The organism is Amycolatopsis tucumanensis (genome assembly GCF_021654135.1).
GTDB lineage: Bacteria > Actinomycetota > Actinomycetes > Mycobacteriales > Pseudonocardiaceae > Amycolatopsis_E > Amycolatopsis_E tucumanensis.
Genome location: NZ_JAKGSD010000001.1, coordinates 440,519 through 463,794, shown reverse-complemented (window position 1 = coordinate 463,794; position 23,276 = coordinate 440,519). Strand labels below are relative to the sequence as shown.

Here is a 23,276-nt window from a genome sequence, read left to right as displayed (position 1 = left end):
GCGGCCCACCCTGCGTTGTGGTTGGATCGCGCTGAGCGAGGACGATCAGGGGAGGCAGGCAGCATGAGCACGCCCTACGGCGGCACCGACCCGCAGCAGCAGTGGAGCCAGCCCGGGTACGGGCAGCAACCCGGCCAGCCGCAGCAGTACGCCCAGCAACCCCAGTACGGGCAGCCGCCGGGCTACGGCCAGCAGCCGGGCCAGTTCCAGCCCGCACAGCCCCAACCTGGACAGCCCCAGTACGGGCAGCAGTACCCGGGCCAGGCCGCGCCCCAGCACGCCGGACAGCAGTACGCCGGACAGCAGCACCCGCCCCAGCAGTACCCGGGGCAGCAGCACGGCGCGCCCGGCGGCTACGGGCAGCAGCAGCCGGCGAAGAAGGGCGGCAAGGGCCTGCTGATCGGGCTGGGCGCGGCGGTCGTGGTGGTGGCCGCGTTCTGCGTCACCGCGTTCCTCGCGCCCGGGTTCCTCAAGACCACCGTGCTGAGCCAGAGCGCGGTGCAGGACGGCGTCAAGCAGGTCCTCATCGGCAACTACCAGCTCACCCAGGTCGGCGACGTGCAGTGCCCCGCCGACCAGGAGGTCAAGTCCGGAGCCACCTTCGACTGCTCCGCCGTCGTCAACGGCCAGGGCAAGACCGTCACCGTGACCATCAAGGACGACGCCGCCAACTACGAAGTCGCCTACCCCCGGTAATTGGCTGGCGTGCGGCCGCACCGTCGGGAACGATCGCGTCGTGAGTGACTACACCGTCCGCACGCTGCGGCCCGACGAACACCGCGCCGCCGTCGACCTGTTCCGGTCCACCCTCCACGTCGCCGCCACCACCGACGAGACGTGGAAGATCGTCGAACGCGCGCAGCAACCCGGCCGCACCCTGGGCGCCTTCGACACCGAGCTGATCGGCACCGCCCGCTCGTTCGACGCCGAGATCACCCTGCCCGGCGGCGCCCGCGCCGGCGCAGCGGGAGTCACCGGTGTCGGTGTTCGTCCCGACCGGACCCGCCGCGGCGTCCTCACCGAGCTCATGCGCACCCAGCTCACCGACATCGCCGCCCGCGGCCTGCCCTTCGCCGCGCTGCGCGCCAGCGAAGGCGTCATCTACAACCGCTTCGGCTACGGCGTCACCACGCGCAGCCGCGGCTACGAGATCGACCGCCGCCGCGCCGCGCTCCGCCCCGACGTCCCGGCAGGCGGCCAGGTCGAGCTGTGGCCGCTGGACACCGCGCTGGAGCAGCTGCCCGGCCTGTACGCGGCACTGCCGCACACCCGCCCCGGCATGATGACCCGCCCGCCGTACTGGTGGCCGGGCTGGGAACGGCACGCCCGCGAAGCCACCAGCCCCGTCCTGACCGCCGTCCACCACGGCGAAGACGGCCCCGACGGCTACGTCGTCTACAGCGTCGAACGCAAGCACTGGAACGACCCGGCGGTGCTGCAGGTCATCAGCCTGCACACCGGCACCGACGAGGCGTTCAACGGGCTGTGGCGCTACCTGCTCGGCGTCGACCTCGTCGACACCCTGCGCGCCGACGAACGCCCGGTCGACGAGCCGGTCGAGCTGCTGTTCACCGACATCCGCGCGGTGAAGGACACCGGCGGCGGGGACGAGCTGTGGCTGCGGCTGGTCGACGTGCCCGCCGCGCTCGGCGCCCGCGCCTACGAGGGTGAGCCGGTCGTGCTGGAGGTCGTGGACCCGGTGCTGGAAGCCAACTCCGGGCGCTACCACGTGTCCCCGGACGGTGCCCGCCGCACCGACGCCGCCGCCGACCTGCGGCTCGGGGTGGACGCGCTGGCCATGGTCTACCTCGGCGCGTGGCGGCCCTCGCAACTGGCCGCGGCCGGCCGGATCCAGCCGGCGGACCCGGCGGCGCTGGGGCGGGCCGACCGGCTCTTCGCCACGCCCGTACCCGCGTGGTGTGGTACACACTTCTGAGAAGCTCGTTCCGGGGGTGAATGGTGCGGACCACGCTGGTGCTCGCGTGCGCCGCGCTCGTGCTGTCCGGATGCGACAGTGCCCCGACCGGCCCCGCACCGTCCACCCCACCACCGCCGACCACCTCGACGGCCGCCACGTCCTCGCCCACGGCGCCGGCGAGCCTCACCCCGGTGCGGCGGGTGTTCGACGCCGCGCACCTGCAGGACGGCGTCCGGCGGGTGCTCACCGAGTCCTACCTGATCGCCGGAGTCGGCGACGTGTCCTGCCCGGCCGGTGAGGACGTCGTCGCCGGGCACATCTTCGAGTGCACAGTGGACATCGCGGGCGAGAAGGAGAAGGTGACCATCACGGTGCGGGACGCGGCGGGCGGCTACGAAGTCTCCCAGCCCGAACCATGACCGGCGTGGAGATCCGGCCGCTGGCGGCGGGGGAGGAGCGGACGGCGTTCGAGCTGCTCGGCCGGACCCTGCACGTCACCGTCACCGACGAGCTGTGGACGCGCCGCGCGGCGTCGTTCCCCGCCGAGCGGCGATTCGGCGCCTTCGCGGGCGGGGAACCGGTCGGCGTCGCGGGCTCCTTCGCGACCCGGCTCGCCGTGCCCGGCGGGAAAGCGCTTCCCGTCGCCGCCGTGGACGGGGTCGGAGTGCGCGCCGACCACACCCGCCGCGGCATCCTCACCGGACTGATGGCCGCCCAGCTCGCCGACTGCGCCCGCCGCGGCGACGTGCTGGCCGTCCTGCACGCCAGCGAAGCCACCATCTACGGGCGATTCGGGTACGGCATGACCACCCGGAGCCAGAACCTGCGCGTCACGCGGGCGGCGTTCCGCGCCGACGCCCCCGCCGGCGGGACGGTGCGGCTGCTCGGCGCCGCCGAGGCTCAGGAGCTGGTTCCCCGGCTGTACACGGAGATGGGTCCGCACCGGACGGGGATGATCGAGCGGCCCGAGGTGTGGTGGTCCTACGCCCGGGACCGCCTCATCGGCGAGCACCAGGTCGCCGTCCACACCGGACCGCGCGGCGACGACGGTTTCGTGCTCTACCGCACCGAGGACCTGCGCACCTTCGACCAGCCGAACCTCGGCGCCGCGCTCACGGTCCGCGATTTGCACGCGGCGGACACCGCGGCGCTGGCCGGGTTGTGGCGCTTCCTGTTGCGGGTCGACCTGGTCTCCGAGGTCCGCGCTCCGGGGCGCCCGCTGGACGACCCGCTCCCCGCGATGCTCACCGACCCGCGCGCCTGCGCGGTGACCGGCGTGGACGACCAGCTGTGGCTGCGGCTGCTCGACGTGCCTGCCGCGCTCGCCGCCCGCGCGTGGGGACCGGGCGAGCCGGTGGTGATCGAGGTGACCGACCCGCGGCTGCCCGCCAACACCGGCCGCTACCGGATCACCCCCGGCGGCGCCGAACCCACCACCGCGGCCGCCGACCTGCGGACCGGACCGGAGACGCTGGCGATGCTCTACCTCGGCGACCGCCTGCCCAGCGCACTCGCCGCCGCGGGCAGGCTCGAGGTGGTGAACCCCGCGGCGCTGCCGCACGCGGACAGCCTGTTCGCCACCAGGGTTCCGCCGTGGTGCGGGACCCCGTTCTGAGGTTTCGGGTCCCGGCGGTGCAGCTGAGGTTGCGCCCGATGACTCAACGACGCGTGAGGCGGGGCAGGATCGTCCTGGGCGTTGGCCGTGCTCGTCGCGGCCGGGGTGGTTTTCGCGGTCAAGACGCTCAGCGGTGGCCTGCCCGACCGGGTGTACAAACTGGAGACGGCCTGTGGCGGCACCACCTACGACGATGCCGCGCCGTACACCGGTCCGAGGCCCCACCCCGTCGCGATCTTCATGCCAACTGAGTTCGGGGAGCTCTTCGTGGTCGGCCCCACCATGCCGGACCGATCCGACATCGCGAGCTGCGCTCCGTCCTCGTCGAGGGCGAGGACACCCGCTGTCCGCCGTCGATCAGCGCCGACTCCCCGCCGGAGCGGCTCATCAGCGAACTCACGGCTGCCCAGTGGCAGCCCGTGCTGGCCGACCTGGTGGAGGCGGCGCCCCGGTAGACGATTCACGACCGGGACGCGATGAGCGCCTCGACGCCGTCGAGGATGCGGGCCAGCCCGAACTCGAACGCGTGCGGGTCGGTGGGCGCCTGGTAGGCCTCCCCGGAGGCGGAGCCCACCCGGGCGGCCACCGGGAAGCGCTCGGGGTCGAAGATCTTCTCCAGCAGTGGCGCGTAGGACTGCCACCACTGGACGTCGCTCTGGCCGCTGCGCCGCGCCGCCTGCTCGGCCTCGACCACGCCGCGCATGGCGGAGTGCACGAACCCCAGCACCAGTGTGAGCACCTGGTCCATTTCGATGTCGGTGAGCCCGGTGCCTTCCAGCGCGCGCAGTTCGTAGTCGTACTTGGCGATCACGTTCGGGCCCATCGGCGGGCGGCTCGTGGCGACCTGCAGCAGCCACGGGTGCCGCCGGTACACCGCGGCGTTCTCCCGCGCGATCTGCTCCAGCCTGCCCCGCCAGCCGCCGGGCACCTCGGCCGGGCGCGCGGTCTCGCCGACCACCGCGTCGACCATCAGGTCCAGCAGTTCCGCCTTGCCGGGCACGTAGGTGTAGAGCGACATCGTGCCGGCGCCCAGTTCCTCGGCGACCTTCCGCATCGACAGCGCGGCCAGCCCGGCGGTGTCGGCGAGCTTGATCGCGACGCGGGTGATCTCCTCGACGGTGAACCGGGCCTTCGGCCCCTTCGACGGCGGCTCCTGCAGCCCCCAGAGGAGCTCGAGGCTGCGCTTCGGATCGCCACTCGCGCTGAATTCGGTCATCTCGGGGCCCATTCTGCCGGTAACGAACTCCGTACGGTGTACGATAGACGATCCGTACGGCATACGGAGTAGAAGGAGGGGCGTGTTGTCCAGCGAAAACGCCGTGGTGGCGCAGGGGCTGCGCAAGCGCTACGGCGACAAGACCGTGCTCGACGACCTGAACCTGACCGTGCCCGCGGGGACCGTGTTCGGCCTGCTCGGCCCCAACGGCGCGGGCAAGACCACCTGCGTGCGCATCCTGGCCACGCTGCTGCGGCCCGACGCCGGGAAGGTCCTGGTCGCCGGGTTCGACGCCCGCCGACAGGCCGCCCAGGTCCGCTACCGGATCGGGCTGGTCGGACAGCACGCCGCGGTGGACGAGGTGCTGTCCGGGCGGCAGAACCTGGAGATGTTCGGCCGGCTCTACCACCTCGGCGCGCGCCGGGCGCGGCAGCGGGCCGACGAGCTGCTGGCCCGGATGGGGCTGGGCGACGCGGGGGAGAAGCCGGTGAAGCAGTACTCCGGCGGCATGCGGCGGCGGCTCGACCTCGCCGCCGGGCTGCTGCGCTCGCCCGAGGTGCTGTTCCTCGACGAGCCCACCACCGGCCTGGACCCGCGCGGCCGCAGCGAGGTGTGGGCCGCGGTGCGGGAACTCGTCGCCGACGGCACCACCGTGCTGCTCACCACGCAGTACCTGGACGAGGCCGACCAGCTCGCCGGGCGGATAGCCGTGCTCGACCGCGGCGGGATCGTCGACGAGGGCACCCCGGCGCAGCTGAAGTCCCGCATCGGCGGCGACCGGGTCGAGGTGGTCCTGCGGGACGCCGCCGACCTGCCCGCCGCCGCGGCGCTGGCGAGCCGGGTCACCGGGGCGGCGGCCGACCTGACCGACGGCGGGCTGAGCGTGCCGGTGTCCGACCGGGTGCGCGACCTGACCGGGCTCGCCGCGGCCTACGACGACGCCGGCATCGGCATCGCCGACCTCACCCTGCGCCGCCCCACGCTCGACGAGGTGTTCCTGAAGCTGACCGCACGCGAGGAGGTGCCGGCATGACCGCACTGCGCTGGGCGATCGCCGACGGCTGGACCATGACCCGCCGGGAGCTGGCGCACTGGGCGCGGCAGCCCGCGCCGGTGGTCGTCGGGCTGCTGTTCCCGGTCCTGACCCTGGTGATGTTCGGCTACCTGTTCGGCGGCGCGATGGCCGCGCCCGGCGACTACCGCGCGTTCCTGGTGCCCGGGATGTTCGCGCTGGCCATGGTGTTCGGCATCGAGTCCACCTACACCGCGATCGCGACCGACGTCGCGCGCGGCTCGACCGACCGGTTCCGCTCGCTGCCGATGGCGGCGTCCGCGCCGGTCATCGGCCGCGCGGTGGCCGACCTGCTGAACTCGGCGGCGGGGCTGGTGGTGCTCGCCGCGTGCGGGTGGCTCACCGGCTGGCGGTGGCACGGCGGGTTCGGCGCGGCGCTGGCCGCGTTCGGGCTGCTGGTGCTGCTGCGGTTCGGGATCCTGTGGCTCGGGCTCTACCTGGGGCTCGTCGCGAAGGGCCCGGAAAGTGTGGTGGCGCTGCAGATCCTGGTGTGGCCGCTGGGTTTCCTGTCCAACGTGTTCGTCTCACCCGGCACGATGCCCGGCTGGCTCGGCGCGATCGCCGACGCGAACCCGCTGTCGGCCACCGCGGCCGCGACCCGCGAGCTGTTCGGCAACCCGGGCTGGGACAGCGGCGGCTGGTTCGCCGAGCACGCGCTGCTGCTGGCGGTGCTGTGGCCGGTGGCGATGATCGCGGTGTTCCTGCCGCTGTCGGTGCGCCGCTACCGGCGGCTCAGCCGCTAGGACAGGTACTCGCCGGCCCGGGCGCCGAGGACGTTCAGCAGGGCGAGCGCCTCGGCGTCCGGGGAGCCCGGCGGCGCGCTGTAGAGCACGAGGTGCTGGTCGCGGTCGGTGAGCGCGAGCGAGTCGCAGTCGACGGTGATCTCCCCGACCACCGGGTGGCGGAACGTCTTCGTCAGCGCGGGCACGGCCCGCACGTCGTGCCGCTCCCACAGCCGCGCGAACTCCGGGCTGCCGCCGCGCAGGTCGCCGACCAGCCCGTTGACCTCGGGGTCGGCCGGGTAGCGGGCGACGGTCGCGCGCAGCTGCATGACCACGTGCTGCCGGAACTCCGCCTCGTGGGTGATCCCGTACAGCGGGCCCTCGGCCGCCGGGCGGAGGAAGGCGCGGCGCGCGAGGTTGCGGTCGGCCGGGGCGAGCGCGCCGAAGTCCTCCATCAGCGCGGCCGCGAGGTCGTTCCAGGCCAGCACCTCGAACGCGGCGGAGGTCACGATCGCGGCCGTGTCCGGCAGCCGGCCGATCAGCGCGCGGATGCTGGGCCGCACGTCGCGGCGGTGCCGGCTGCCGCGGGTGGGTGCGGTGCCGGCGAGGACGTGCAGGTGGGCGGACTCGGCGTCGGTGAGCCGCAGCGCGTCCGCGATCCCGGCGAGGACCTCACCCGAGGGCCGCGGCGCGCGGCCCTGCTCCAGCCGGACGTAGTACTCGGTCGAGATGTGCGCCAGCACCGCCACCTCCTCCCGGCGCAGCCCCGGCGTCCGGCGCCGCGGTCCGGAGGGGAGGCCAACGTCTTCCGGCCGGAGCCGCTCGCGGCGGCTGCGGAGGAACGCGCCCAGCTCCTTCTTGTCCACACCCCGAGTGTGCCCGGCCCGCGGCGGCGGATCCTGGTACTGGTTGTGCCTGCATCCGGTGCCGCAAGCCGCCCGAGACTGCGCTCATGACGACCGACATCGCACCCATCGGCCTGCTCACCGGCAAGGTCGTGTTCATCACCGGCGCCAGCCGCGGGATCGGCGAGGCCGCGGCCAGGCTGTTCGCCCGCGAAGGCGCCGCCGTCGTGCTCGCCGCCCGCGGCGCCGACGCGCTGGACCGCATCGTCGGCGAAATCCGCGCCGGCGGCGGCACCGCCGACGCCGTCCCACTGGACCTCGCCGACCGCGCGGGCATCCGGGCCGCCGTCGCCCGCGCCGGCGAGCTGCACGGACGGCTGGACGGCGCGTTCAACAACGGCGCCGCCATCCAGCGCCGTCCCGGCCCGCTCGACACCACCAGCGACGAGGACATCGACGAGCAGTTCGCGGTGAACTTCCGCGCGCACTGGACCGCCATGACCGCCCAGGCCGAGCTGATGCGCGGCAACGGCGGCGGGGCGATCGTCAACACCTCCAGCATCGGCAGCCGCCGCGCCAACCCCGCCCTGCCCGCCTACGGCGCCATGAAGCGCGCCCTCAACAGCATCACCGAGACCGCGGCCGTGACCTGGGCCCGCGACGGCATCCGGGTCAACGGCATCACCCCCGCCGGCACGGTCACGCAGATGATGCAGACGTGGGAGGAGGCCACCCCGGGCATCATCGAACGGGCCACGGCGTCCATCCCGCTCGGGCGGATGGCCGAGCCGCGCGAGGTCGCCGAGGTGGCCGCGTGGCTGCTCAGCGACCGCGCCTCGATGGTGACCGGCGCGATCGTGCCGGTGGACGGCGGCGCCGGCGCCTGACGACTGGAACGCCGGCCCCGCCCCCAGGCGGGGCCGGCTCACGTCCGACCCTAGAACCCGCCGGCCCGCCGGTCTTCTCCGTTCTTGCGCTCCTACGCCGGGCGCAGCGCTTCGCGGAAGCCGACCTTCGCGCCGGTGCGCAGCACGGCGTTGCGGTAGATCCGCGCCGACAGCCACACCAGCACCGGGATCAGCGCCACGACCAGGGCGACCGACAGGATCGCCTCCCACGGCGCCACCCCGCCCATCGCCAGGCGCATCGGCATCAGCGTCGGCGCGAACACCGGGATCACCGACAGCAACGCCACCAGGCCGCTGCCCGGGTTCGAGGGCAGCACCGAAATGCCCACCACGTACCCGGCGATGACGAAGAACAGCGCCGGCGTGACCGCGCCGCCCACGTCCTCCTGCCGCGACACCAGCGCGCCCAGCCCGGCGAACACGATCGAGTACATCAGGAACCCCAGCAGGTACCACACGATCAGCCACACCACGGTGCCCGCCGCGGCCGACACCGAGATCGTCAGCACGTCGGTGGCCAGTCCCGCGACGATCCCGACCACCCCGATCAGGACCATCTGGATCAGCCCGACCGCGCCGATGCCCAGCACCTTCCCGGCCATCAGCTGCCACGGCCGCACCGTCGCCAGCAGCAGCTCGACCACGCGGCTGGTCTTCTCCTCGACCACGCCCTGCGCCACCGACTGGCCGTTGAGCAGCAGTGACATGTAGATCAGAATGCCGGCGACGATCCCGAGCACGAGCTGCTGGCCGTTGTAGGGGTAGGGCTGCTCCATCGGCGAGACCTCGACCCCCGCGCCGGACACCGCCGCGTTGACCTGCGCCGGATCGCCGCCGAGCGCGGTGATCTGCTGGTTGAGGGCGAGCTGCCCGGCCAGCACGTTGAGCGCGGTGCGCAGGTTCTCGTCGAGGTCCTTCTTCACCACGACCCGCACCCGCGAACCGTCGCCGACCAGCAGGGCGTCCAGGTCGCCGTCGCTCACCTGGGTGCGTCCCGCGGCCTCGTCGGGCAGCGTGCGCACCTCGACGGTCTCGCCGACCGCCTGCCCCGCGGCCTGCAGCGGCGCGGCCAGCGCCGACGTCGGCCCGGTGACGCCGACCGCGGCGTCCGCGCCGCTGCCGCCGCCGATCAGCTTCATCACGACCGCGAACCCGACGATGACCACCAGCAGCGCCAGCGTGCTCAGCCGGTAGGCCTTGGACCGCAACCGGATGCCGATCTCACGTGACGCGACGAGCGAAACGCCCGTCCAGCCGTCCCGGTTCACGCCGCCACCTCCTCGGTCGTCACGACGTGCCGGAACAGTTCGGTCAGCGACTGCCGCCGCCGCGCGAACTCGTGCACCGGCCCGCTCGCCAGCGCCGCGCGCAGCACGGCCTGGTCGTCGGCGCCGTCGGCCAGTTCCAGCTCGGTGCGGCCGTCCTCGTGCCGGATCACCGACACCCCGGGCAGCCCGTCGGCCCAGCCGGGCGCCGCGGCCGGCGCTTCCACCAGCAGCCGCACCGTCGAGCCCGCCTGCAGTTCGCCGACCGTGCCGCAGGCGACCATCCGCCCGTCCCGCACGATCCCGATCCGGTCGCACAACCGCTCGACCAGATCCAGCTGGTGGCTGGAGAACACCACCGGCACGCCCTCGGCGGCCTTCTCGCGCAGCACCTGGCTCATCACGTCGACCGCGACCGGGTCCAGCCCGGAGAACGGCTCGTCGAGCACCAGGATCGCCGGGTCGTGCACCAGCGCCGCGGCCAGCTGCACCCGCTGCTGGTTGCCCAGGCTCAGCTTCTGCACCTCGTCGTCGCGGCGGGCGGCGACCCCGAGCCGCTCGGTCCAGGTCTCCACCGACCGGCGCGCCTCCGCGGCCGGCATCCCGTGCAGCCGCGCGAGGTAGACCAGCTGCTCGCCGACCTTCATCTTCGGGTACAGCCCGCGCTCCTCGGGCATGTAGCCGATGTGCCGCCGGGTCTCCAGCGTCACCGGCGCGCCGTCCCAGCGCACCCGCCCGTCGTCGGCCGCCAATACCCCCAGCACGATCCGCATCGTCGTGGTCTTGCCCGCGCCGTTGCTGCCCACGAACCCGAACAGCTCACCGGCGCGCACGTCGAACGTCATGTCCGACAACGCCAGCCGTTCGCCGTACCGCTTCGTCAGGCCGTCGATCTCCAGTTGCCTGTCCGCCACGTCGTCCCCCATTCCGCATCCCAGTGGAAAAGTGATATCACTATGCTACATTGAAGCCATCGGGGCAAGGAACTGAGGGGAGCGGTCAATGGAAACCGTCGTGGACATGCCGGCGCCGCAGACGCGGGAACGCCTGGTGCGCGCGGTCAACGGCTTCGTGATGCTGGGCGTCGCGGTGGTGCTGGTGGCGGGCGGGGTCGTGCTGCTGGCCACCAGCGACGGCTCGGCCGGGATGCTCGTCGCGGGCGCGGTCGCCGTGCTCGCCGGGCTCGTGCTCCTCGGCGGGCTGACCCCGGTCGCGCCGGGCGAGGCGCGCGTCGTGCAGCTGCTCGGCCGCTACGTGGGGACGCTGCGCACCGCCGGGCTGCAGTGGGTCAACCCCTTCACCCAGCGGCGCAAGGTCTCCACGCGCATCCGCAACCACGAGACCGGGGTGGCGAAGGTCAACGAGGCCGACGGCAACCCGATCGAGATCGCCGCGGTCGTGGTGTGGCAGGTCGCCGACACCGCGCAGGCCGTGTTCGAGGTCGACGACTTCGTCGAGTTCGTCGCCATCCAGAGCGAGACCGCCGTCCGGCACATCGCCAACGCCTACCCCTACGACAACGCCGACACGGCGCGCTTGTCGTTGCGGGACAACGGCGACGAGATCACCGAAAAGCTGTCCGCGGAGATCGCCACGCGCGTCGCCTCGGCCGGCGTGAAGATCATCGAATCCCGCATCACCCACCTCGCCTACGCCCCGGAGATCGCGCAGGCGATGCTGCGGCGCCAGCAGGCCGGGGCCGTGGTGGCCGCGCGCCAGCGCATCGTGGAAGGCGCGGTCGGCATGGTGGAGATGGCGCTGGACCGGCTCGCCCGGCACGACGTCGTCGAGCTCGACGAGGAACGCAAGGCCACGATGGTGAGCAACCTGCTCGTGGTGCTCGTCGGCGACCGCGACGCGCAGCCGGTCGTCAACACCGGGACGCTGTACCAGTAGATGCCGGCCGAACGGAAGAAAATCCTGCTGCGGCTCGACCCGGCCGTGCACGACGCGCTGGCGCGCTGGGCGGCCGACGAGCTGCGCAGCACCAACGCGCAGATCGAGTTCCTGCTGCGCAAGGCACTCGCGGACGCCGGGCGGCTGCCCCGCGAGGTGGGGCGCATGCGCCCGCGGGGACGCCCGAAGAAGGGGGACGAGGATGGACAAGCCTGACTCGCTGGCCGCGCGGCTCTTCCTGCTGGCCTACGACACGGACAAGAACCGCCTGACGTCGCGGTCCGAACTGGGCTACGCCCTGCGGGCCGCGGCGCTGGCCGACCTGGTGCTCGGCGGTTTCCTCGTCGACGACGGCGGCAAGGCGGCCCCGGCCGCGCCGGCGCCCGGGCTGGACCCGGTGCTCGACCTGGTCCTGCTGGAGATCACCCACAGCACGCCCCGGTCGTGGCGGCGGTGGGTGTCCCGGCGCGCCAGCCGCATCGTGCCCCTGGTGCGTGAGCACCTGGCCGCCGAACAGGTGATCAAGGTCGACTCACGGCGCGTGCTCGGCCTGTTCCCGGTGCACCGGGTGACGCCGCGCCGGCCGCACGAGACCAAGCGGCTGGCGGAGGAGGTGCGGCGCGCCGTGCGCGGCGGGCAGCCCGCGTACCGGGTGGACCCGCGCCTCGGCGCGCTCTGCGCCCTGGCCGGCACCGCCGAACTGCGCACGGTCTTCACCCGCTCCGAACGGCGCCAGTACAAGGGCCGGCTGGCCGAGCTGGGCCGCCCCGTGGAGCCGGTCGTGAAGGCGCTGCGGAAGACGATCCAGTCCCGCCGGGCGGCCGCCGCCTCCGGCGGCTGACCGCCGCGGCCGCCGCGCTCGGTCGCGTACCGCCGCTGCACTCGGGTGCCACCTTCGCGGGCGCTCGTCACGCGCCCACCGGCGCAAGCCGCGCCCACGGGCGCGAGCCGCGGGCGCGGGACGAGCGCGGATCCTGCACGGGCGCGCGTGAGTTTCCCAGCCGGGCTCGGAGATCGCGGCCCCCTCCGGAGGCTGACCCGGCCCGGCACGCAGGCCGGGTCAGCGGGCGTTCGCGGTGAGGGCCTTGACCAGGCGGGTCGCCGAGCTGCCCAGGTTCCACCGCTCAGCCAGCTCCAGCACCCGGTCCGGGTCCGCGGGCGAGGCGGGCACCGCGTCGGAGCCGGACAGCGACACCGGCGCGTCGGCGGCGACCTGGACCACCGTGGGCGCCGCCCGCAGGTACTCCTCGGCCTCGGCGAGCCGCTGCCGCGTCTTCGGCGGCACGTCCGCGCTGCCCGCGGCGGCCGCGGCGATCAGCCCGTCGAGCGAGCCGAACTGGGTGATCAGCTTCGCCGCGGTCTTCTCGCCGATTCCGGCCACCCCCGGCAGCCCGTCGGACGGGTCGCCGCGCAGCACGGCCATGTCCGCGTACGCCTGCCCGGCGCCGTCCACCGGCACGCCGTAGCGCTCGGCGATCTCGGGCGGGCCGAGCACCTCGGCCTTGGCCCAGCCCTTGCCCACGTAGACCACCGACGCCGGGGTCGGCTCGGTGCGCACCAGCTGGAACAGGTCCCGGTCGCCGGTGATCACCTCCACCGGGTCGGTCTTCTCCCGCGCGGTCAGGGCGCCGATCACGTCGTCGGCCTCGTACCCGTCGGCCTCGGCGGTGGCGAACCCGAACGCCTGCAGCACCTCCAGGATGATCGGCACCTGCGGGGTGAGCGTGTCCGGCACCTCCTCGGCGTTCGCGTCGGCGTCGGCCACCCGGTGCGCCTTGTAGCTGGGCAGCAGATCGGTGCGGAACTTCGGGCGCCAGTCCGCGTCCAGGCACGCGACGAGCCGCGTCGGGCGCCGGTCGGTGACGATCCGGGCCAGCGTGTCGGTGAACCCGCGCACCGCGTTGACCGGCGTCCCGTCCGGCGCGGTCATCGACTCGGGCAGCGCGTGGAACGAGCGGAAGTACAGGCTCGCGGAATCCAGCAGGGCAAGTGTCACGGACCACAGCCTGCCAGACGCGGTCCCGGCCGGGGCCAGATACGCTGCGTGGCATGTCGTCCCGCTCAACCGCGATCCCAGCACCCGCCCCGGAAACCCTGCGCGCCCGCCTGGAGCGGGCCAGCGCGGCCACCGCCGACGCCGGCGCCGACGCCCTGCTCATCGCGCCGGGCTCGGACCTGCGGTACCTGCTCGGCGAGGCCGGTGGCTCCTTCGAGCGGCTGACGACCCTCGTGGTGCCGGCCGAGGGCACCCCGGCGCTGGTCGTGCCGAAGCTGGAGGCCCCCGGCTACGCGGCGGTGCCCACCGGTGATCTGGGTGTCGAGGTGGTCACCTGGGTCGACGGCGAGGACCCCTACGGCATGGTCGCCGACCGGCTCGGCAAGCCCGGCCGCGTCGCGGTCAGCGACGGGCTGATCGCGCTGCACGTGCTCGCGTTCCGCGCCGCGCTCGGCTCCGCCGAGCAGACGCTGGCCGGCCCGGTGATCCGCGAGCTGCGGATGCGCAAGGACGCCGCCGAGATCGACGCGCTGCGCCGCGCCGGCGCCGCGATCGACCGGGTGCACGCCCGCATCGCCGAGTGGCTGCGGCCCGGCCGCACCGAGGCCGAGGTGGGCGCCGACATCGCCGCCGCGATCGTCGAGGAGGGCCACCTGCACGCCGACTTCGTGATCGTCGGCTCCGGCCCCAACGGCGCCAGCCCGCACCACGACGTGTCCGGCCGCGTCATCGAGCGCGGCGACGTGGTGGTGGTCGACATCGGCGGCCCGATCCCCGAGGGCTACAACTCCGACTCCACCCGCACCTACGCCGTGGGCGAGCCGCGCGACGCCGACGTGGCCGAGACCTACGCGGTGCTGCAGCGCGCGCAGCAGGCGGCGGTCGAAGCGGTGCGGCCGGGCGTCTCCGCCCAGTCCGTCGACGCCGCGGCGCGCGAGATCATCGCCGACGCCGGGTACGGGGAGTTCTTCATCCACCGCACCGGGCACGGCATCGGGCTCGACGTGCACGAGGAGCCCTACATCGTGGCGGGCAACGACCTGGCCCTGGAGCCGGGGATGGCGTTCAGCGTCGAGCCGGGCATCTACCAGCCCGGCCGGTGGGGCGCCCGCATCGAGGACATCGTCGTGGTCACCGCCGACGGGGTCGAAGCACTCAACCAGCGCCCGCACGAGCTCGTCGTGCTCGACTCGTGAGCGGGCCGCTGGAGCCGCTGGACCAGGCGATCGCGCGGGAGCTGGCCGGCGACGGCCGCTGCTCCTTCACCGACCTGGCCGAGCGGGTGGGGCTGTCGGTGTCGGCGGTGCACCAGCGCGTGCGGCGGCTGGAGCAGCGCGGCGTGATCCAGGGGTACGTGGCGCGGCTGGACAGCGAGCAGATCGGGCTGCCGCTGACCGCGCTGATCTCGCTGACCCCCAACGATCCGGCCGCGCCGGACGACTACCCGCAGCGGATCGAGCACATCCGGGAGATCGAGTCGTGTTACTCGGTCGCCGGCGACGAGTCCTACATCCTGCTGGTGCGCGTGGCGTCGCCGCGGGACCTGGAGGACCTGCTGCGGCGGATCCGGGAGGCGGCGAAGGTGTCGACGCGGACGACCGTGGTGCTTTCCACGCCGTTCGAGGGCCGCCCGCCGACGGTGTGACAAACGCCGGGCGAAGAGTACGATAAAAGGTATGGCAACTCGTAAGGTCACGCTCTCGCTCGACACGGCGGCGATCGAGTACGCCGAGCGCGCCGCGAAGGCGCACGGGATCTCGTTGTCGGCGTGGCTGTCGCGCGCCGCCCGGCGCGAGGCCGTCCGCACCGGCTACCGCGCCCCGGCCCGGCACGACGCGGAGGCGCTGGCCGCGGCCGACGAGGCGGAACTGGCCGCGGCGGAAAAGGGCCTGGGTGCGTAAAGGCGAGATCTGGGCGTACAAGCCGCCCACCCAGCCGTCCCGGGAACGCACGGTGCTGCTGCTGTCCTCCGACGGCGTCAACGAGTCGGAACGCCCCTGGCTCATCGGCACCGAACTGCTGGAGGAGGACCCGCAGGACATCCTCGGCGTCGCGCTGGACAGCCGGTTCTGGATCTCCACGCTGTTCCTGACTCGCCTCTACCGCGGGTGGCTGGTGGAACGGATCGCCGAGATCGACCAGCAGACGCAGGAGCAGGTGGACATCGCCCTGCGCGCGGCGCTGGACTTGTAGGGCCTGGATCGTCGAGCGGGCGCGCAGCGCCGTGCCCGGAACACAGCCGAGATGGGCTGTCATCCGTGGCGTGACGCCGCAACGATCATCTTGAGCCAGGCCCGCGCCCCAGGCCGCCGATGCAATCTTGTGGGTCTGGTTCAGCGTGATACGCGCGAACTGGAACGCGGCGGGATGACCACCCGGCGCCCCCTCGTCCATGCACGACGAGGCACTTCTTGGTCATCCTGGAGCCTGCCCGTCCGGCGAAGACCATCACTTGATCTTTGGATCAAAAGCACTACCCGGCGGTGACCGTGGCCGCCGGGTGGAGGTTGCCGTCCTGGCCTTTCAGGCATGCGGCCGCCGGGCCGGACGTCGCCAGGAACTCGGTCAGGCACCGGCCGAACTGGGCGTGCCCGTTGGCGTTGGGGTGGAACGATTCCTGGATGGCATGGCTCGCGCGGTCGGCGTCGGCGAGGTCGTTGAGCTGCAGCGTCAGCCGGCTGAACCACTCCGTCGACGGGTCGGCCCCGCCGCTGCACGCCTCGTGCCCCAGCCCGGCGCGGGACAGGTCCAGGAACCGCGCCCCGGCCTGCGCCGCCGCCGAGGCGAGTCCGCGGGACAGCACCGGCACGCCCTCGTTGACCACCCACTGCAGGTCCTCGGTGCGGAACGGGCACCCGTTGAGGTTCTGCAGGTTCGCCGGGATCCCCGGCCCGATCGGCGCCGCGTAGGACTGGAGCACCAGCTGGTAGTCCTCCGGCTGGTACCCGGCGCGGGCGAGCACCGTCTTGATGTCGCCGAGCGCGTTCACCACTTTCGGCACCATCGCGTCGATCCGCTGCTGCCAGGTCGGCGCGATCGCGGTGCGGCAGGGCGCGTTGCCGGAGATGAACCACGCCTGGAAGCACTGCGAGATCAGCTGCGAGAAGCGCGGGTCGTCGTTGGCGCCCACCGCGACCACGACCGCCGCGACCCGGTGGGTCTTCACCAGCTCCGCCAGCTGCCCGGCCTGGGACGGCTCGGTCCACTGCCTGGTGTCGCCCAGCCCGACCTGCGCGGCCGGCGCGCCGGAGCAGGCCAGGTTGACCTTCTTCACGATCCCGGGCACGTCGGTCTTCTCCACCGTCGCGTTGGGGGAGCGGTGGCACCAGTCCCCGTTGGCGCCGTTGGTGTCGGCGGTGTAGTTGCCCGCGCCCTCACCGGAGAGCGTGCTGTCGCCCATGGACACGATCGTCAGCGGACCGGTGCCGGGCGGGCCCGGGCGGTCGATCGGCCCGGGTGGCGTGCTCGGCCCCGTGAACACGAAGATCCCCACCAGCACCAGGACGAAGAGCAGAACGCCCCCGCCGATCCACCACCGAAACCGTCGCACCGGTGGCAGTTTAGAGAAGACCTGCCGAAGCCCTTGTGAACCCGGCCCCCGGTGATCGTTCCCGCCGCTACCGTCGGAGGCGAACACCGAGGGGGCGAGGTGCCGACGGGACCGAGCGCTTGGGCGGTGGCCGTGCCCGCCGCGGTCGCCGGGGCCGCCCTGATGGGCCTGGCCAGTGCGGCGCAGGCGCGCGCCACCAAACAGGTCGAGACCACCCGCACCCTCGACCCGGCGCTGTTGTCCCGTCTCGCGCGCCGTCCGCTGTGGCTGGCCGGGATGGCCGCGACGGTCGCCGGGCTGGTGCTGCAACTGGTCGCGCTGGCCTTCGCGCCGCTGCTGGTGGTGCAACCCCTGCTGGTGACGTCGCTGATCTTCGCCGGGTTCTTCGCCGACCGGCTGGCCCACCGCCGCCCCGACGCCGTGCTCGGCGCGGGCTCGCTGATGTGCGTGGCGGGGCTGGCCGCGGTGATGCTGCTGGCGCGTCCCGGCGAGGAGGGCACGACGTTCGTCCGTGGCCCGGCGCCGGTGGTGCTGGCGCTGACGCTGGCGGCGCTGACGGTGCTGGGGCTTGCGGTGTCGGTGCTGGCGCCGGGCGCGCTGCGGGTTCTCGGGCTCGCTGTCGCCACCGGCGTGCTCTACGGCGTCACCGCCGGGCTGATGAAGGTCGTCGCCGGGCAGGCGCGGGACAGCCTCGCCGCGCCGTTCACCCACCCGGTGCTGTACGTGGTGTGCGTGACCGGGCCGCTGGGGTTCCTGCTCAGCCAGAACACCTTCCAGCGCGGCGAGTTCCTCACCCCGGCGCTGGCCGTGATCACCGCGCTGGACCCGCTCGTCGGCGTCGCCATCGGCGTGTGGTGGCTCGGCGAAACCGTGACCGCCGACCCGGCCGCGCTCGCCGGTGCCGGCCTGGCCGGTCTCGTCGTGATCGCCGGCATCGTCGTGCTGTCCGCCAGGGCGGCGCGCCTGACTCCACGGGAGGTCCGGTGAAACAGGTGCTCGTGGTGTCCGCGACGATGGGCGAAGGGCACAACGCGACCGGCCGCGCACTCGCCGAGGCCGTGCACCGGGTGTGGCCCGGCGCGGAGGTCCGCTGGCTCGACGCGCTCGACGTGATGGGCGCCTGGGTGGGGCCGCTGTTCCGGCAGATCTACGTGACCAACGTGCGCCGCACGCCGTGGCTGTACGAGTTCTTCTACGCGGCGCTGTGGCGCTCCCGCTGGTTCGCCGCCGCCTGCAAGCGCTTCACCGGCGCCTGGTGCGGCCGCCGCCTGGCGCGGGTCGTCGGGGAACCGGACCTGGTGCTGTCCACCTACCCGCTGGGCACCGCGGGGCTGGAGTGGCTGCGCCGCCGCGGCAGGCTGCGCGCCCCGGTGGGGGCGTGGATCTCCGACTTCGCGCCGCACCCGTTCTGGGTGTACGGGCGCATCGACCGCAACCTCGTCATGCACCCGGTGGCGATCCCGCCCGCCGTGCGGTGTGTGCCGGACGCGCCCGTCGCGGTGTCCGCCCCGCCGGTGCGCGGCGAGTTCCGGCCCGGCGACCGCGCCGCCGCGCGCTGGCGGCTGGGGTTGCCGCCGGACGCGTTCGTGGCGCTGGTGTCCTGCGGTTCGCTCGGCTTCGGCCAGGTCGGGTCGGCCACCCGCGAACTGCTGGCGGCCGACCCGTCGGTGGTGCCCGTCGTGGTGTGCGGCCGCAACGAGCGCCTGGCGCGATCACTGCGCCGGCTCACCGACCCGCGGCTGCGCGTGCTCGGCTGGACCGACGACATGGCCGCCTGGATCGTGGCCGCGGACGTGGTGGTCACCAACGCCGGCGGCGCCACCGGGCTGGAAGCGCTGGCCTGCGGCCGTCCCGTGCTGATGCACCGCCCGATCGCCGCGCACGGCCGCGCCAACGCCCGTCTCATGGCCGAGGCCGGGCTGGCGGTCGTGTGCGAGGCCGACGGCGAACTCGCGGTGGCGGTCCGGCGGATGCTCGGCACCCCGGAACTGCGGAAGTCGATGGCCGAGTCCGCGGCCCGGCACCTGGAGTCCGCCGGCGACCTCGGCGCCGCGCTACGCGCGCTCGCGGCGGTGTGACCCCAGGAAGTGGTCGAGCACCAGCGACGCGCCGATGCCGAGCATCCACACGTCCTTGGCGATCGCGACGCCCTGCTCGGTGGGCTGGATCGACCTCTCCTGCCGCAGGCCCGGCGTGCGCGCGTACAGGCCGAGCAGCCCGGCCGAGAACGCGGTGAGACCGGCCCCGGCCACCAGCGGTGGCACCGCGGGGATCAGCAGCATCGCGCCCAGCGCGATCTCACCGGCCGACAGCGCCTGGACGAACTTCCGCGGCGGCATCCGCTTCACCGGCGGGTACGTCCCCGCGGCGAAGCCGTGCAGCTGCGCGGTCGTCGTCTCGTCGGCCTTCTGCTTGGCCACGCCCGAGTTCAGGACGAAGGCCCCGGTCACCAGCCGGACCGGGATGTGCCACGCCTCGATCCGAACCCAGCGTGCCCGACGTCTCGTGCGCATCGCTCACCTCCGTTGGTGATTGCTGTTCAAGCCCAACGTACGCGCTTGCCAGAACCGGGCGGGCCGTCACATCCTGGACGTTTCCGGGCAGCGCGGAGGTGCGAACGGCCGGTGCTGCCCACACCGGAGGTGGTCGCGACGTGACCGAAGTGCTGTTCCCGCTGCTGTCGGAGAAGGACCCGGACGCCGAGGGTGTGGTGGCGACCTGGTTCGTGCAGGACGGCGAGCGCGTCGCCGAGGGCGACCTGCTCGCCGAGGTCGCCGTGGACAAGGTCGACGTCGAGATCTCCGCGCCCGCCGCCGGGGTCGTGCGGCTGCTGGCCAAGGAGGGCGACGCGCTCGTGCAGGGCGTGCTGATCGCCCGCATCGAGTGAGCGGGTTTCCGGTGCCACCCGACCGGGAAGACCGGACGATGCGGTGCAGGTTCTGCGACACCCCGCCCGCGGCCGGTGAGCGCCGCGTCCCCGGCCCGGCCGGCCCGATCTGCGCGCGCTGCGTGGAAACCGGGCTCGGCCTCGTCCGCGACGGACAGCCACGCACCAGCCGCGGCGGCACCGACCTGGAACGCCTGCGGCGCGGGGGAGAGCCGTGCGAGTTCTGCGACCGCAGCGACCGGCGCACCTTCCTCGGCTTCACGCGCAGCCTGCCGCGCATGCGGTGCGCCCAGACGGGCGCCGTGATCTGCGACGACTGCCTCGACCGCAGCGGCAACCTGCTCAACCAGGCGCTGCGCCACGTGTGAGGAACGCGCTGGGCGCGGACCCGGTCTCGCGGCGGAACATCACGGTGAACGCGGCCGGCGTGTCGTACCCGAGCGACGAGGCCACCGCCGTGACGGTCGCGCCGCCGGCGAGCAGCCGGATCGCGTGCAGGGCGCAGGCGCGCTGGCGCCAGCGCTGGTAGGTCAGCCCGGTCTCGGCGCGGAAGAGCCGGTTGAGGGTGCGCTCGGACAGGTGCAGGCGGGCAGCCCACCCGGACAGCGGCGCGTGCACGTCCGGGCGCCGCTGGAACTCCAGGCACAGCGTGCGCAGCCGGGGGTGGCGGGGCAACGGCAGGTCGAACGGCAGCGGGGTGAGGGCCTGGATCTCGTGCCGGATCAGCTCCATCACCGCGGCGTCGCGCCCGTGCCGCGGGTACTCCGGTTCGACGTCGACGGCGGCGCGCAGCAGCTCACGCAGCAGCGGTGAGACCGCGACGACCCGGCAGCGCACGGGGAACCACGGCACCGCCGCGGGTTCGAGGTAGAGGCTGCGGGTGCTGACGCCGCGCATCAGGACCTGGTGGCGCGTCCGCGGCGGGATGAGGACCGCGCGGTCGGCGGGCACGGTCCAGGTGCCGTCGGCGGTTTCCACCTCCATCAGCCCGGTCGCGCCGTGCAGGAACTGGGCGCGCCGGTGCTCGTGGAACTCCAGCAGGTGGTCCGGCGGGTAGTCGGTGCCGATCGCCAGCACGTCGCGGTCGAGGCCGTCGACGTCGGCGAGGGGAACGTTGCGCACGTGTCGGATTCTCGATGACCGGTGGCGGTTCGTCGAATGCCCGCCAGCGCGGCCGGGTCCTAGCGTGCCGGACGTGGTGTCCTTCTCCGTCCTGCTCGCGTTCGGCGGCCTCACCGGCGTGACCACCGTGTTGTTCGGCTTCGGCGGCGGGTTCCTCACGGTGCCCGTGGTGTTCGCCGTGACCGGCCGGATGCACGTCGCCGTCGCGACCTCGGCGGCGGTGATGGTGGTCAACTCGCTGGCCGCCACGCTCGCCCAGGCCAGGGCGGGCCGCCTGCGCCGGGACCGGGTGTGGCCGCTGGCCGGGTTCATCGCGGCCGGCGCGGCGCTCGGCGCGCTGACCACCAGCCGGCTGCCGGAACGCATCCTGCACGCCGCGTTCGTCGCCTACCTGCTGGTCACGATCGCGGACTGCCTGCTGCGCCGCGGATTCCTCGACCGCGGCGCCGGTCCCGGCGGGCTGGGGCCGGTCGCCCGGACGGCGGGCGGGGTCGGGATCGGCGTGGTCGCCAGCGCGCTCGGCGTCGGCGGAAGCGTGCTGACCGTGCCCCTGCTGCGGCGCAGCGGCCTGCCGATGACCGAGGCGACCGCGATCGCGAACCCGCTCAGCGCCCCGGTCGCGGTCGTGGCCACGGTGGTCTACGCCATGGCGGCGGACGGCCCCACCGGGTACGTCGACGCCGCCGCCGCGGGACTGCTGCTGGCCGGTTCGCTGCCCGCGATCGCGATCACCCGGCGGGTGGCCGGCCGGATCCCGGACCGCGTGCACGCCGTCGCCTACGTGGCGCTGCTGGTGGCCGTGACGATCGCGGTGATCGTCACGGCCTGATCGCTCAGCCGCGCGCCGACCACCAGGCGCGGCCCTGTTCGGGCAGCGTGGAGATCGGGTCGTAGAACGGGTAGCGGCGGCGCAACGCCTCGGGGTCGTCGTGTTCGATTCCGGTGCGGTAGTTCTTCGTCCAGTAGGAGATTCCGCGCTCCCGGTCGTACTCGGCGACCTGGTGCACCCACCGCTTCCCGACGTAGGGCACATCGCAGACGATGCGGGGCGTCGCGTAGCCCGGGAGGTAGCCCATGATCGCGTGCTGCAGCTCCTGCGCCTCCCACACCGCCAGCCGCCAGTGCTCGGCGTTGGGGATCATGTCGCACAGGTAGAAGTAGTACGGCAGGATGTTCGCCTCGCCCTGCAGCGCGAAGCACAGGTCCAGCAGCGCCGCCGGGGTCGCGTTCACCCCGCGCATCAGCACCCCCTGGTTGCGCACGTCCCGCACCCCGACCTCCAGCGCGGTCCGCGCCGCCTCGGCCACCAGCGGCGTCACCGACTGGACGTGGTTGACGTGCGTGTGGATCGCCAGGTTCACCCCGCGCCGCCGCGCCGTGCCCGCCACCCGCTCCAGCCCCTCGACGATCTTGGGCTGCAGCCAGTGCTGCGGCAGCCCGGCCAGCGCCTTGGTCGCCAGCCGGATGTCGCGCACCGTCTCGATGTCCAGCAACCGCATCAGGAACGACTCCAGCTGGTGCCACGGCACGTTCGCCACGTCCCCGCCGGAGACCACCACGTCCCGCACGCCCGGCGTGCGGCGCAGGTAGCCGATCATCGCGTCCTGGCGGTCCACCGGTTTGAGGTCCAGCTTGTGCTTGACCACCTGCTCGGTCGAGTTGCCCACCAGGTCCATCCGGGTGCAGTGGCCGCAGTACTGGGGGCAGGTGGACAGCAGTTCGGCCAGCACCTTGGTGGGGTAGCGGTGGGTCAGGCCCTCCACCACCCACATCTCCGCCTCGTGCAGGGAGTCGCGCGCCGAGTGCGGGTGGCTGGGCCACTCCGGGTCGCGGTCGCTGCGCACCGGCAGCATGTAGCGGCGGATGGGGTCGGCGTAGAACGCCTCGGTCGAGTCCACCGACATCGTGTTCAGCATCTGCGGCGGCACCAGCATCGACATCGTCGCCAGCTCACGCTGGTCGGCGGCCAGGTCGTCGTAGAACCGCTCCTCGACCAGATCCCCGAGCACCGCGCGCAGCTGCTTGACGTTGCGCACGCAGTGCACGCGCTGCCACTGCGCGTCCCGCCACTGCGCCTCGGTCACCTCCCGCCACCCGGGGAACCGGCGCCAGTCCGGTTCGGCCAGCTCGGTGCGGCGGTAGGCGTAGGGCTGCTCGGCGACATCGGTGTCGGCGGGGGAGACTTCCTGGATCGCAGTCATCTCTGCTCCTCGTCGGCGCTGTGGCGTCAAAACTTCCGGTGAAAGTGACAATACGACGTAAAA

Annotated in this window: 28 protein-coding genes; 19 read left to right on the top strand and 9 right to left on the bottom strand. The window is 73.4% G+C overall.

Translation table 11 applies throughout. From position 1 onward, the window contains the following. The first annotated feature begins 63 nt into the window (after positions 1-63). Genes L2C96_RS02420 through L2C96_RS02405 form a run of 4 tightly spaced genes read left to right on the top strand, consistent with a single transcriptional unit; the run spans position 64 to position 3,533 of the window. Positions 64-696: a DUF4333 domain-containing protein gene (locus L2C96_RS02420; RefSeq protein WP_237334932.1), complete on the top strand. Its 633-nt coding sequence runs from the start codon at positions 64-66 to the stop codon at positions 694-696. A gap of 40 nt (positions 697-736) precedes the next feature. Then, entirely contained in the window at positions 737-1,936 is a 1,200-nt protein-coding gene (locus L2C96_RS02415) for a GNAT family N-acetyltransferase (RefSeq protein ID WP_237334931.1), read from the top strand. Between the two features lie 20 nt (positions 1,937-1,956). Then, positions 1,957-2,337 carry a DUF4333 domain-containing protein gene (locus tag L2C96_RS02410; RefSeq protein WP_237334930.1) on the top strand — a complete coding sequence of 127 codons (381 nt, stop codon included), beginning with the start codon at positions 1,957-1,959 and terminating at the stop codon, positions 2,335-2,337. After that, a complete protein-coding gene (locus tag L2C96_RS02405; protein WP_237334929.1) occupies positions 2,334-3,533 on the top strand; it encodes a GNAT family N-acetyltransferase in 1,200 nt (399 codons plus the stop codon). The genes L2C96_RS02410 and L2C96_RS02405 overlap by 4 nt, the downstream gene beginning before the upstream one ends. 460 nt (positions 3,534-3,993) lie before the next feature. On the opposite strand, the gene L2C96_RS02400 is transcribed toward L2C96_RS02405, so the two are convergent. Continuing rightward, positions 3,994-4,749 (bottom strand): TetR/AcrR family transcriptional regulator, encoded by a 756-nt coding sequence (locus L2C96_RS02400; RefSeq protein ID WP_237334928.1) that lies wholly within the window; start codon positions 4,747-4,749, stop codon positions 3,994-3,996. Between the two features lie 85 nt (positions 4,750-4,834). Between L2C96_RS02400 and L2C96_RS02395 the strand changes: the two genes are divergently transcribed. Further along, positions 4,835-5,782, top strand: a complete 948-nt coding sequence (locus L2C96_RS02395) for an ATP-binding cassette domain-containing protein (protein ID WP_272881813.1) — start codon at positions 4,835-4,837, stop codon at positions 5,780-5,782. Beyond that, on the top strand, positions 5,779-6,564 hold the full coding sequence (locus L2C96_RS02390; RefSeq protein WP_237334926.1) for an ABC transporter permease: 786 nt from the start codon (positions 5,779-5,781) through the stop codon (positions 6,562-6,564). Before L2C96_RS02395 ends, L2C96_RS02390 begins: the two co-directional genes overlap by 4 nt. Here L2C96_RS02390 and L2C96_RS02385 read toward each other — a convergent pair. Continuing rightward, on the bottom strand, positions 6,561-7,409 hold the full coding sequence (locus L2C96_RS02385; RefSeq protein ID WP_237334925.1) for a helix-turn-helix transcriptional regulator: 849 nt from the start codon (positions 7,407-7,409) through the stop codon (positions 6,561-6,563). The two genes, L2C96_RS02390 and L2C96_RS02385, sit on opposite strands and share 4 nt — an antisense overlap. 86 nt (positions 7,410-7,495) lie before the next feature. Between L2C96_RS02385 and L2C96_RS02380 the strand changes: the two genes are divergently transcribed. Beyond that, the gene (locus L2C96_RS02380) at positions 7,496-8,275 is read left to right on the top strand and encodes an SDR family NAD(P)-dependent oxidoreductase (protein ID WP_237334924.1); all 780 of its coding nucleotides are present in this window, start codon (positions 7,496-7,498) and stop codon (positions 8,273-8,275) included. Between the two features lie 92 nt (positions 8,276-8,367). Here L2C96_RS02380 and L2C96_RS02375 read toward each other — a convergent pair whose 3' ends face one another. Beyond that, entirely contained in the window at positions 8,368-9,564 is a 1,197-nt protein-coding gene (locus tag L2C96_RS02375) for an ABC transporter permease (RefSeq protein WP_237334923.1), read from the bottom strand. Continuing rightward, positions 9,561-10,487, bottom strand: coding sequence for an ABC transporter ATP-binding protein (locus L2C96_RS02370; protein ID WP_237334922.1), 927 nt, complete (start codon positions 10,485-10,487; stop codon positions 9,561-9,563). Before L2C96_RS02370 ends, L2C96_RS02375 begins: the two co-directional genes overlap by 4 nt. A gap of 76 nt (positions 10,488-10,563) precedes the next feature. Here L2C96_RS02370 and L2C96_RS02365 point away from each other — a divergent pair, with 76 nt between their 5' ends. Genes L2C96_RS02365 through L2C96_RS02355 form a run of 3 tightly spaced genes read left to right on the top strand, consistent with a single transcriptional unit; the run spans position 10,564 to position 12,298 of the window. Continuing rightward, positions 10,564-11,457, top strand: a complete 894-nt coding sequence (locus tag L2C96_RS02365; protein WP_020417846.1) for an SPFH domain-containing protein — start codon at positions 10,564-10,566, stop codon at positions 11,455-11,457. After that, positions 11,458-11,673 (top strand): type II toxin-antitoxin system antitoxin, encoded by a 216-nt coding sequence (locus L2C96_RS02360; RefSeq protein ID WP_020417847.1) that lies wholly within the window; start codon positions 11,458-11,460, stop codon positions 11,671-11,673. Continuing rightward, a complete protein-coding gene (locus L2C96_RS02355) occupies positions 11,660-12,298 on the top strand; it encodes a GOLPH3/VPS74 family protein (RefSeq protein WP_237334921.1) in 639 nt (212 codons plus the stop codon). The genes L2C96_RS02360 and L2C96_RS02355 overlap by 14 nt, the downstream gene beginning before the upstream one ends. A gap of 219 nt (positions 12,299-12,517) precedes the next feature. On the opposite strand, the gene L2C96_RS02350 is transcribed toward L2C96_RS02355, so the two are convergent. Beyond that, entirely contained in the window at positions 12,518-13,453 is a 936-nt protein-coding gene (locus L2C96_RS02350) for a 5'-3' exonuclease (RefSeq protein ID WP_020417849.1), read from the bottom strand. A gap of 53 nt (positions 13,454-13,506) precedes the next feature. Between L2C96_RS02350 and L2C96_RS02345 the strand changes: the two genes are divergently transcribed. From L2C96_RS02345 to L2C96_RS02330, 4 genes are read left to right on the top strand one after another with little or no spacing between them, the layout of a single operon-like run. Continuing rightward, complete coding sequence (locus tag L2C96_RS02345) at positions 13,507-14,649, top strand: M24 family metallopeptidase (protein WP_237334920.1); 1,143 nt, start codon at positions 13,507-13,509, stop codon at positions 14,647-14,649. After that, positions 14,646-15,098, top strand: coding sequence for an Lrp/AsnC family transcriptional regulator (locus tag L2C96_RS02340; RefSeq protein WP_017982434.1), 453 nt, complete (start codon positions 14,646-14,648; stop codon positions 15,096-15,098). Before L2C96_RS02345 ends, L2C96_RS02340 begins: the two co-directional genes overlap by 4 nt. Before the next feature lie 31 nt (positions 15,099-15,129). Further along, positions 15,130-15,354 carry a hypothetical protein gene (locus tag L2C96_RS02335; RefSeq protein WP_237334919.1) on the top strand — a complete coding sequence of 75 codons (225 nt, stop codon included), beginning with the start codon at positions 15,130-15,132 and terminating at the stop codon, positions 15,352-15,354. After that, entirely contained in the window at positions 15,347-15,646 is a 300-nt protein-coding gene (locus tag L2C96_RS02330) for a hypothetical protein (RefSeq protein WP_020417852.1), read from the top strand. The genes L2C96_RS02335 and L2C96_RS02330 overlap by 8 nt, the downstream gene beginning before the upstream one ends. Before the next feature lie 280 nt (positions 15,647-15,926). On the opposite strand, the gene L2C96_RS02325 is transcribed toward L2C96_RS02330, so the two are convergent. After that, the gene (locus L2C96_RS02325; RefSeq protein WP_237334918.1) at positions 15,927-17,003 is read right to left on the bottom strand and encodes a GDSL-type esterase/lipase family protein; all 1,077 of its coding nucleotides are present in this window, start codon (positions 17,001-17,003) and stop codon (positions 15,927-15,929) included. A 99-nt stretch (positions 17,004-17,102) separates the two neighbouring features. Between L2C96_RS02325 and L2C96_RS02320 the strand changes: the two genes are divergently transcribed. Together L2C96_RS02320 and L2C96_RS02315 are read left to right on the top strand one after the other, a co-directional pair. Beyond that, positions 17,103-17,990 carry a DMT family transporter gene (locus tag L2C96_RS02320; RefSeq protein WP_157358522.1) on the top strand — a complete coding sequence of 296 codons (888 nt, stop codon included), beginning with the start codon at positions 17,103-17,105 and terminating at the stop codon, positions 17,988-17,990. Further along, complete coding sequence (locus L2C96_RS02315; RefSeq protein ID WP_237334917.1) at positions 17,987-19,081, top strand: MGDG synthase family glycosyltransferase; 1,095 nt, start codon at positions 17,987-17,989, stop codon at positions 19,079-19,081. Before L2C96_RS02320 ends, L2C96_RS02315 begins: the two co-directional genes overlap by 4 nt. Here the strand turns inward: L2C96_RS02315 and L2C96_RS02310 are convergent. Next, positions 19,058-19,516 (bottom strand): hypothetical protein, encoded by a 459-nt coding sequence (locus L2C96_RS02310; protein WP_237334916.1) that lies wholly within the window; start codon positions 19,514-19,516, stop codon positions 19,058-19,060. The genes L2C96_RS02315 and L2C96_RS02310 overlap by 24 nt on opposite strands. A gap of 140 nt (positions 19,517-19,656) precedes the next feature. On the opposite strand from L2C96_RS02310, the gene L2C96_RS02305 reads away from it, so the two are divergent. Together L2C96_RS02305 and L2C96_RS02300 are read left to right on the top strand one after the other, a co-directional pair. After that, positions 19,657-19,890: a DUF2118 domain-containing protein gene (locus tag L2C96_RS02305; protein WP_237334915.1), complete on the top strand. Its 234-nt coding sequence runs from the start codon at positions 19,657-19,659 to the stop codon at positions 19,888-19,890. A 38-nt stretch (positions 19,891-19,928) separates the two neighbouring features. Next, a complete protein-coding gene (locus L2C96_RS02300) occupies positions 19,929-20,258 on the top strand; it encodes a hypothetical protein (protein ID WP_051123517.1) in 330 nt (109 codons plus the stop codon). On the opposite strand, the gene L2C96_RS02295 is transcribed toward L2C96_RS02300, so the two are convergent. Beyond that, on the bottom strand, positions 20,233-21,012 hold the full coding sequence (locus L2C96_RS02295; RefSeq protein ID WP_237334914.1) for an AraC family transcriptional regulator: 780 nt from the start codon (positions 21,010-21,012) through the stop codon (positions 20,233-20,235). The genes L2C96_RS02300 and L2C96_RS02295 overlap by 26 nt on opposite strands. Positions 21,013-21,076: 64 nt before the next feature. Between L2C96_RS02295 and L2C96_RS02290 the strand changes: the two genes are divergently transcribed. Then, positions 21,077-21,841, top strand: a complete 765-nt coding sequence (locus L2C96_RS02290; protein WP_237334913.1) for a sulfite exporter TauE/SafE family protein — start codon at positions 21,077-21,079, stop codon at positions 21,839-21,841. 4 nt (positions 21,842-21,845) lie between these two features. On the opposite strand, the gene L2C96_RS02285 is transcribed toward L2C96_RS02290, so the two are convergent. Then, complete coding sequence (locus L2C96_RS02285; RefSeq protein ID WP_237334912.1) at positions 21,846-23,213, bottom strand: KamA family radical SAM protein; 1,368 nt, start codon at positions 23,211-23,213, stop codon at positions 21,846-21,848. Positions 23,214-23,276: the final 63 nt, after the last annotated feature.

Coding starts and splice junctions, on each gene's coding strand:
- L2C96_RS02420 (WP_237334932.1), top strand. CDS start 64: ATGAGCACGCCCTACGGCGGCACCGACCCGCAGCAGCAGTGGAGCCAG.
- L2C96_RS02410 (WP_237334930.1), top strand. CDS start 1,957: ATGGTGCGGACCACGCTGGTGCTCGCGTGCGCCGCGCTCGTGCTGTCC.
- L2C96_RS02405 (WP_237334929.1), top strand. CDS start 2,334: ATGACCGGCGTGGAGATCCGGCCGCTGGCGGCGGGGGAGGAGCGGACG.
- L2C96_RS02400 (WP_237334928.1), bottom strand. CDS start 4,749: ATGACCGAATTCAGCGCGAGTGGCGATCCGAAGCGCAGCCTCGAGCTC.
- L2C96_RS02390 (WP_237334926.1), top strand. CDS start 5,779: ATGACCGCACTGCGCTGGGCGATCGCCGACGGCTGGACCATGACCCGC.
- L2C96_RS02380 (WP_237334924.1), top strand. CDS start 7,496: ATGACGACCGACATCGCACCCATCGGCCTGCTCACCGGCAAGGTCGTG.
- L2C96_RS02370 (WP_237334922.1), bottom strand. CDS start 10,487: ATGGGGGACGACGTGGCGGACAGGCAACTGGAGATCGACGGCCTGACG.
- L2C96_RS02365 (WP_020417846.1), top strand. CDS start 10,564: ATGGAAACCGTCGTGGACATGCCGGCGCCGCAGACGCGGGAACGCCTG.
- L2C96_RS02360 (WP_020417847.1), top strand. CDS start 11,458: ATGCCGGCCGAACGGAAGAAAATCCTGCTGCGGCTCGACCCGGCCGTG.
- L2C96_RS02355 (WP_237334921.1), top strand. CDS start 11,660: ATGGACAAGCCTGACTCGCTGGCCGCGCGGCTCTTCCTGCTGGCCTAC.
- L2C96_RS02345 (WP_237334920.1), top strand. CDS start 13,507: ATGTCGTCCCGCTCAACCGCGATCCCAGCACCCGCCCCGGAAACCCTG.
- L2C96_RS02335 (WP_237334919.1), top strand. CDS start 15,130: ATGGCAACTCGTAAGGTCACGCTCTCGCTCGACACGGCGGCGATCGAG.
- L2C96_RS02310 (WP_237334916.1), bottom strand. CDS start 19,516: ATGCGCACGAGACGTCGGGCACGCTGGGTTCGGATCGAGGCGTGGCAC.
- L2C96_RS02300 (WP_051123517.1), top strand. CDS start 19,929: ATGCGGTGCAGGTTCTGCGACACCCCGCCCGCGGCCGGTGAGCGCCGC.
- L2C96_RS02285 (WP_237334912.1), bottom strand. CDS start 23,213: ATGACTGCGATCCAGGAAGTCTCCCCCGCCGACACCGATGTCGCCGAG.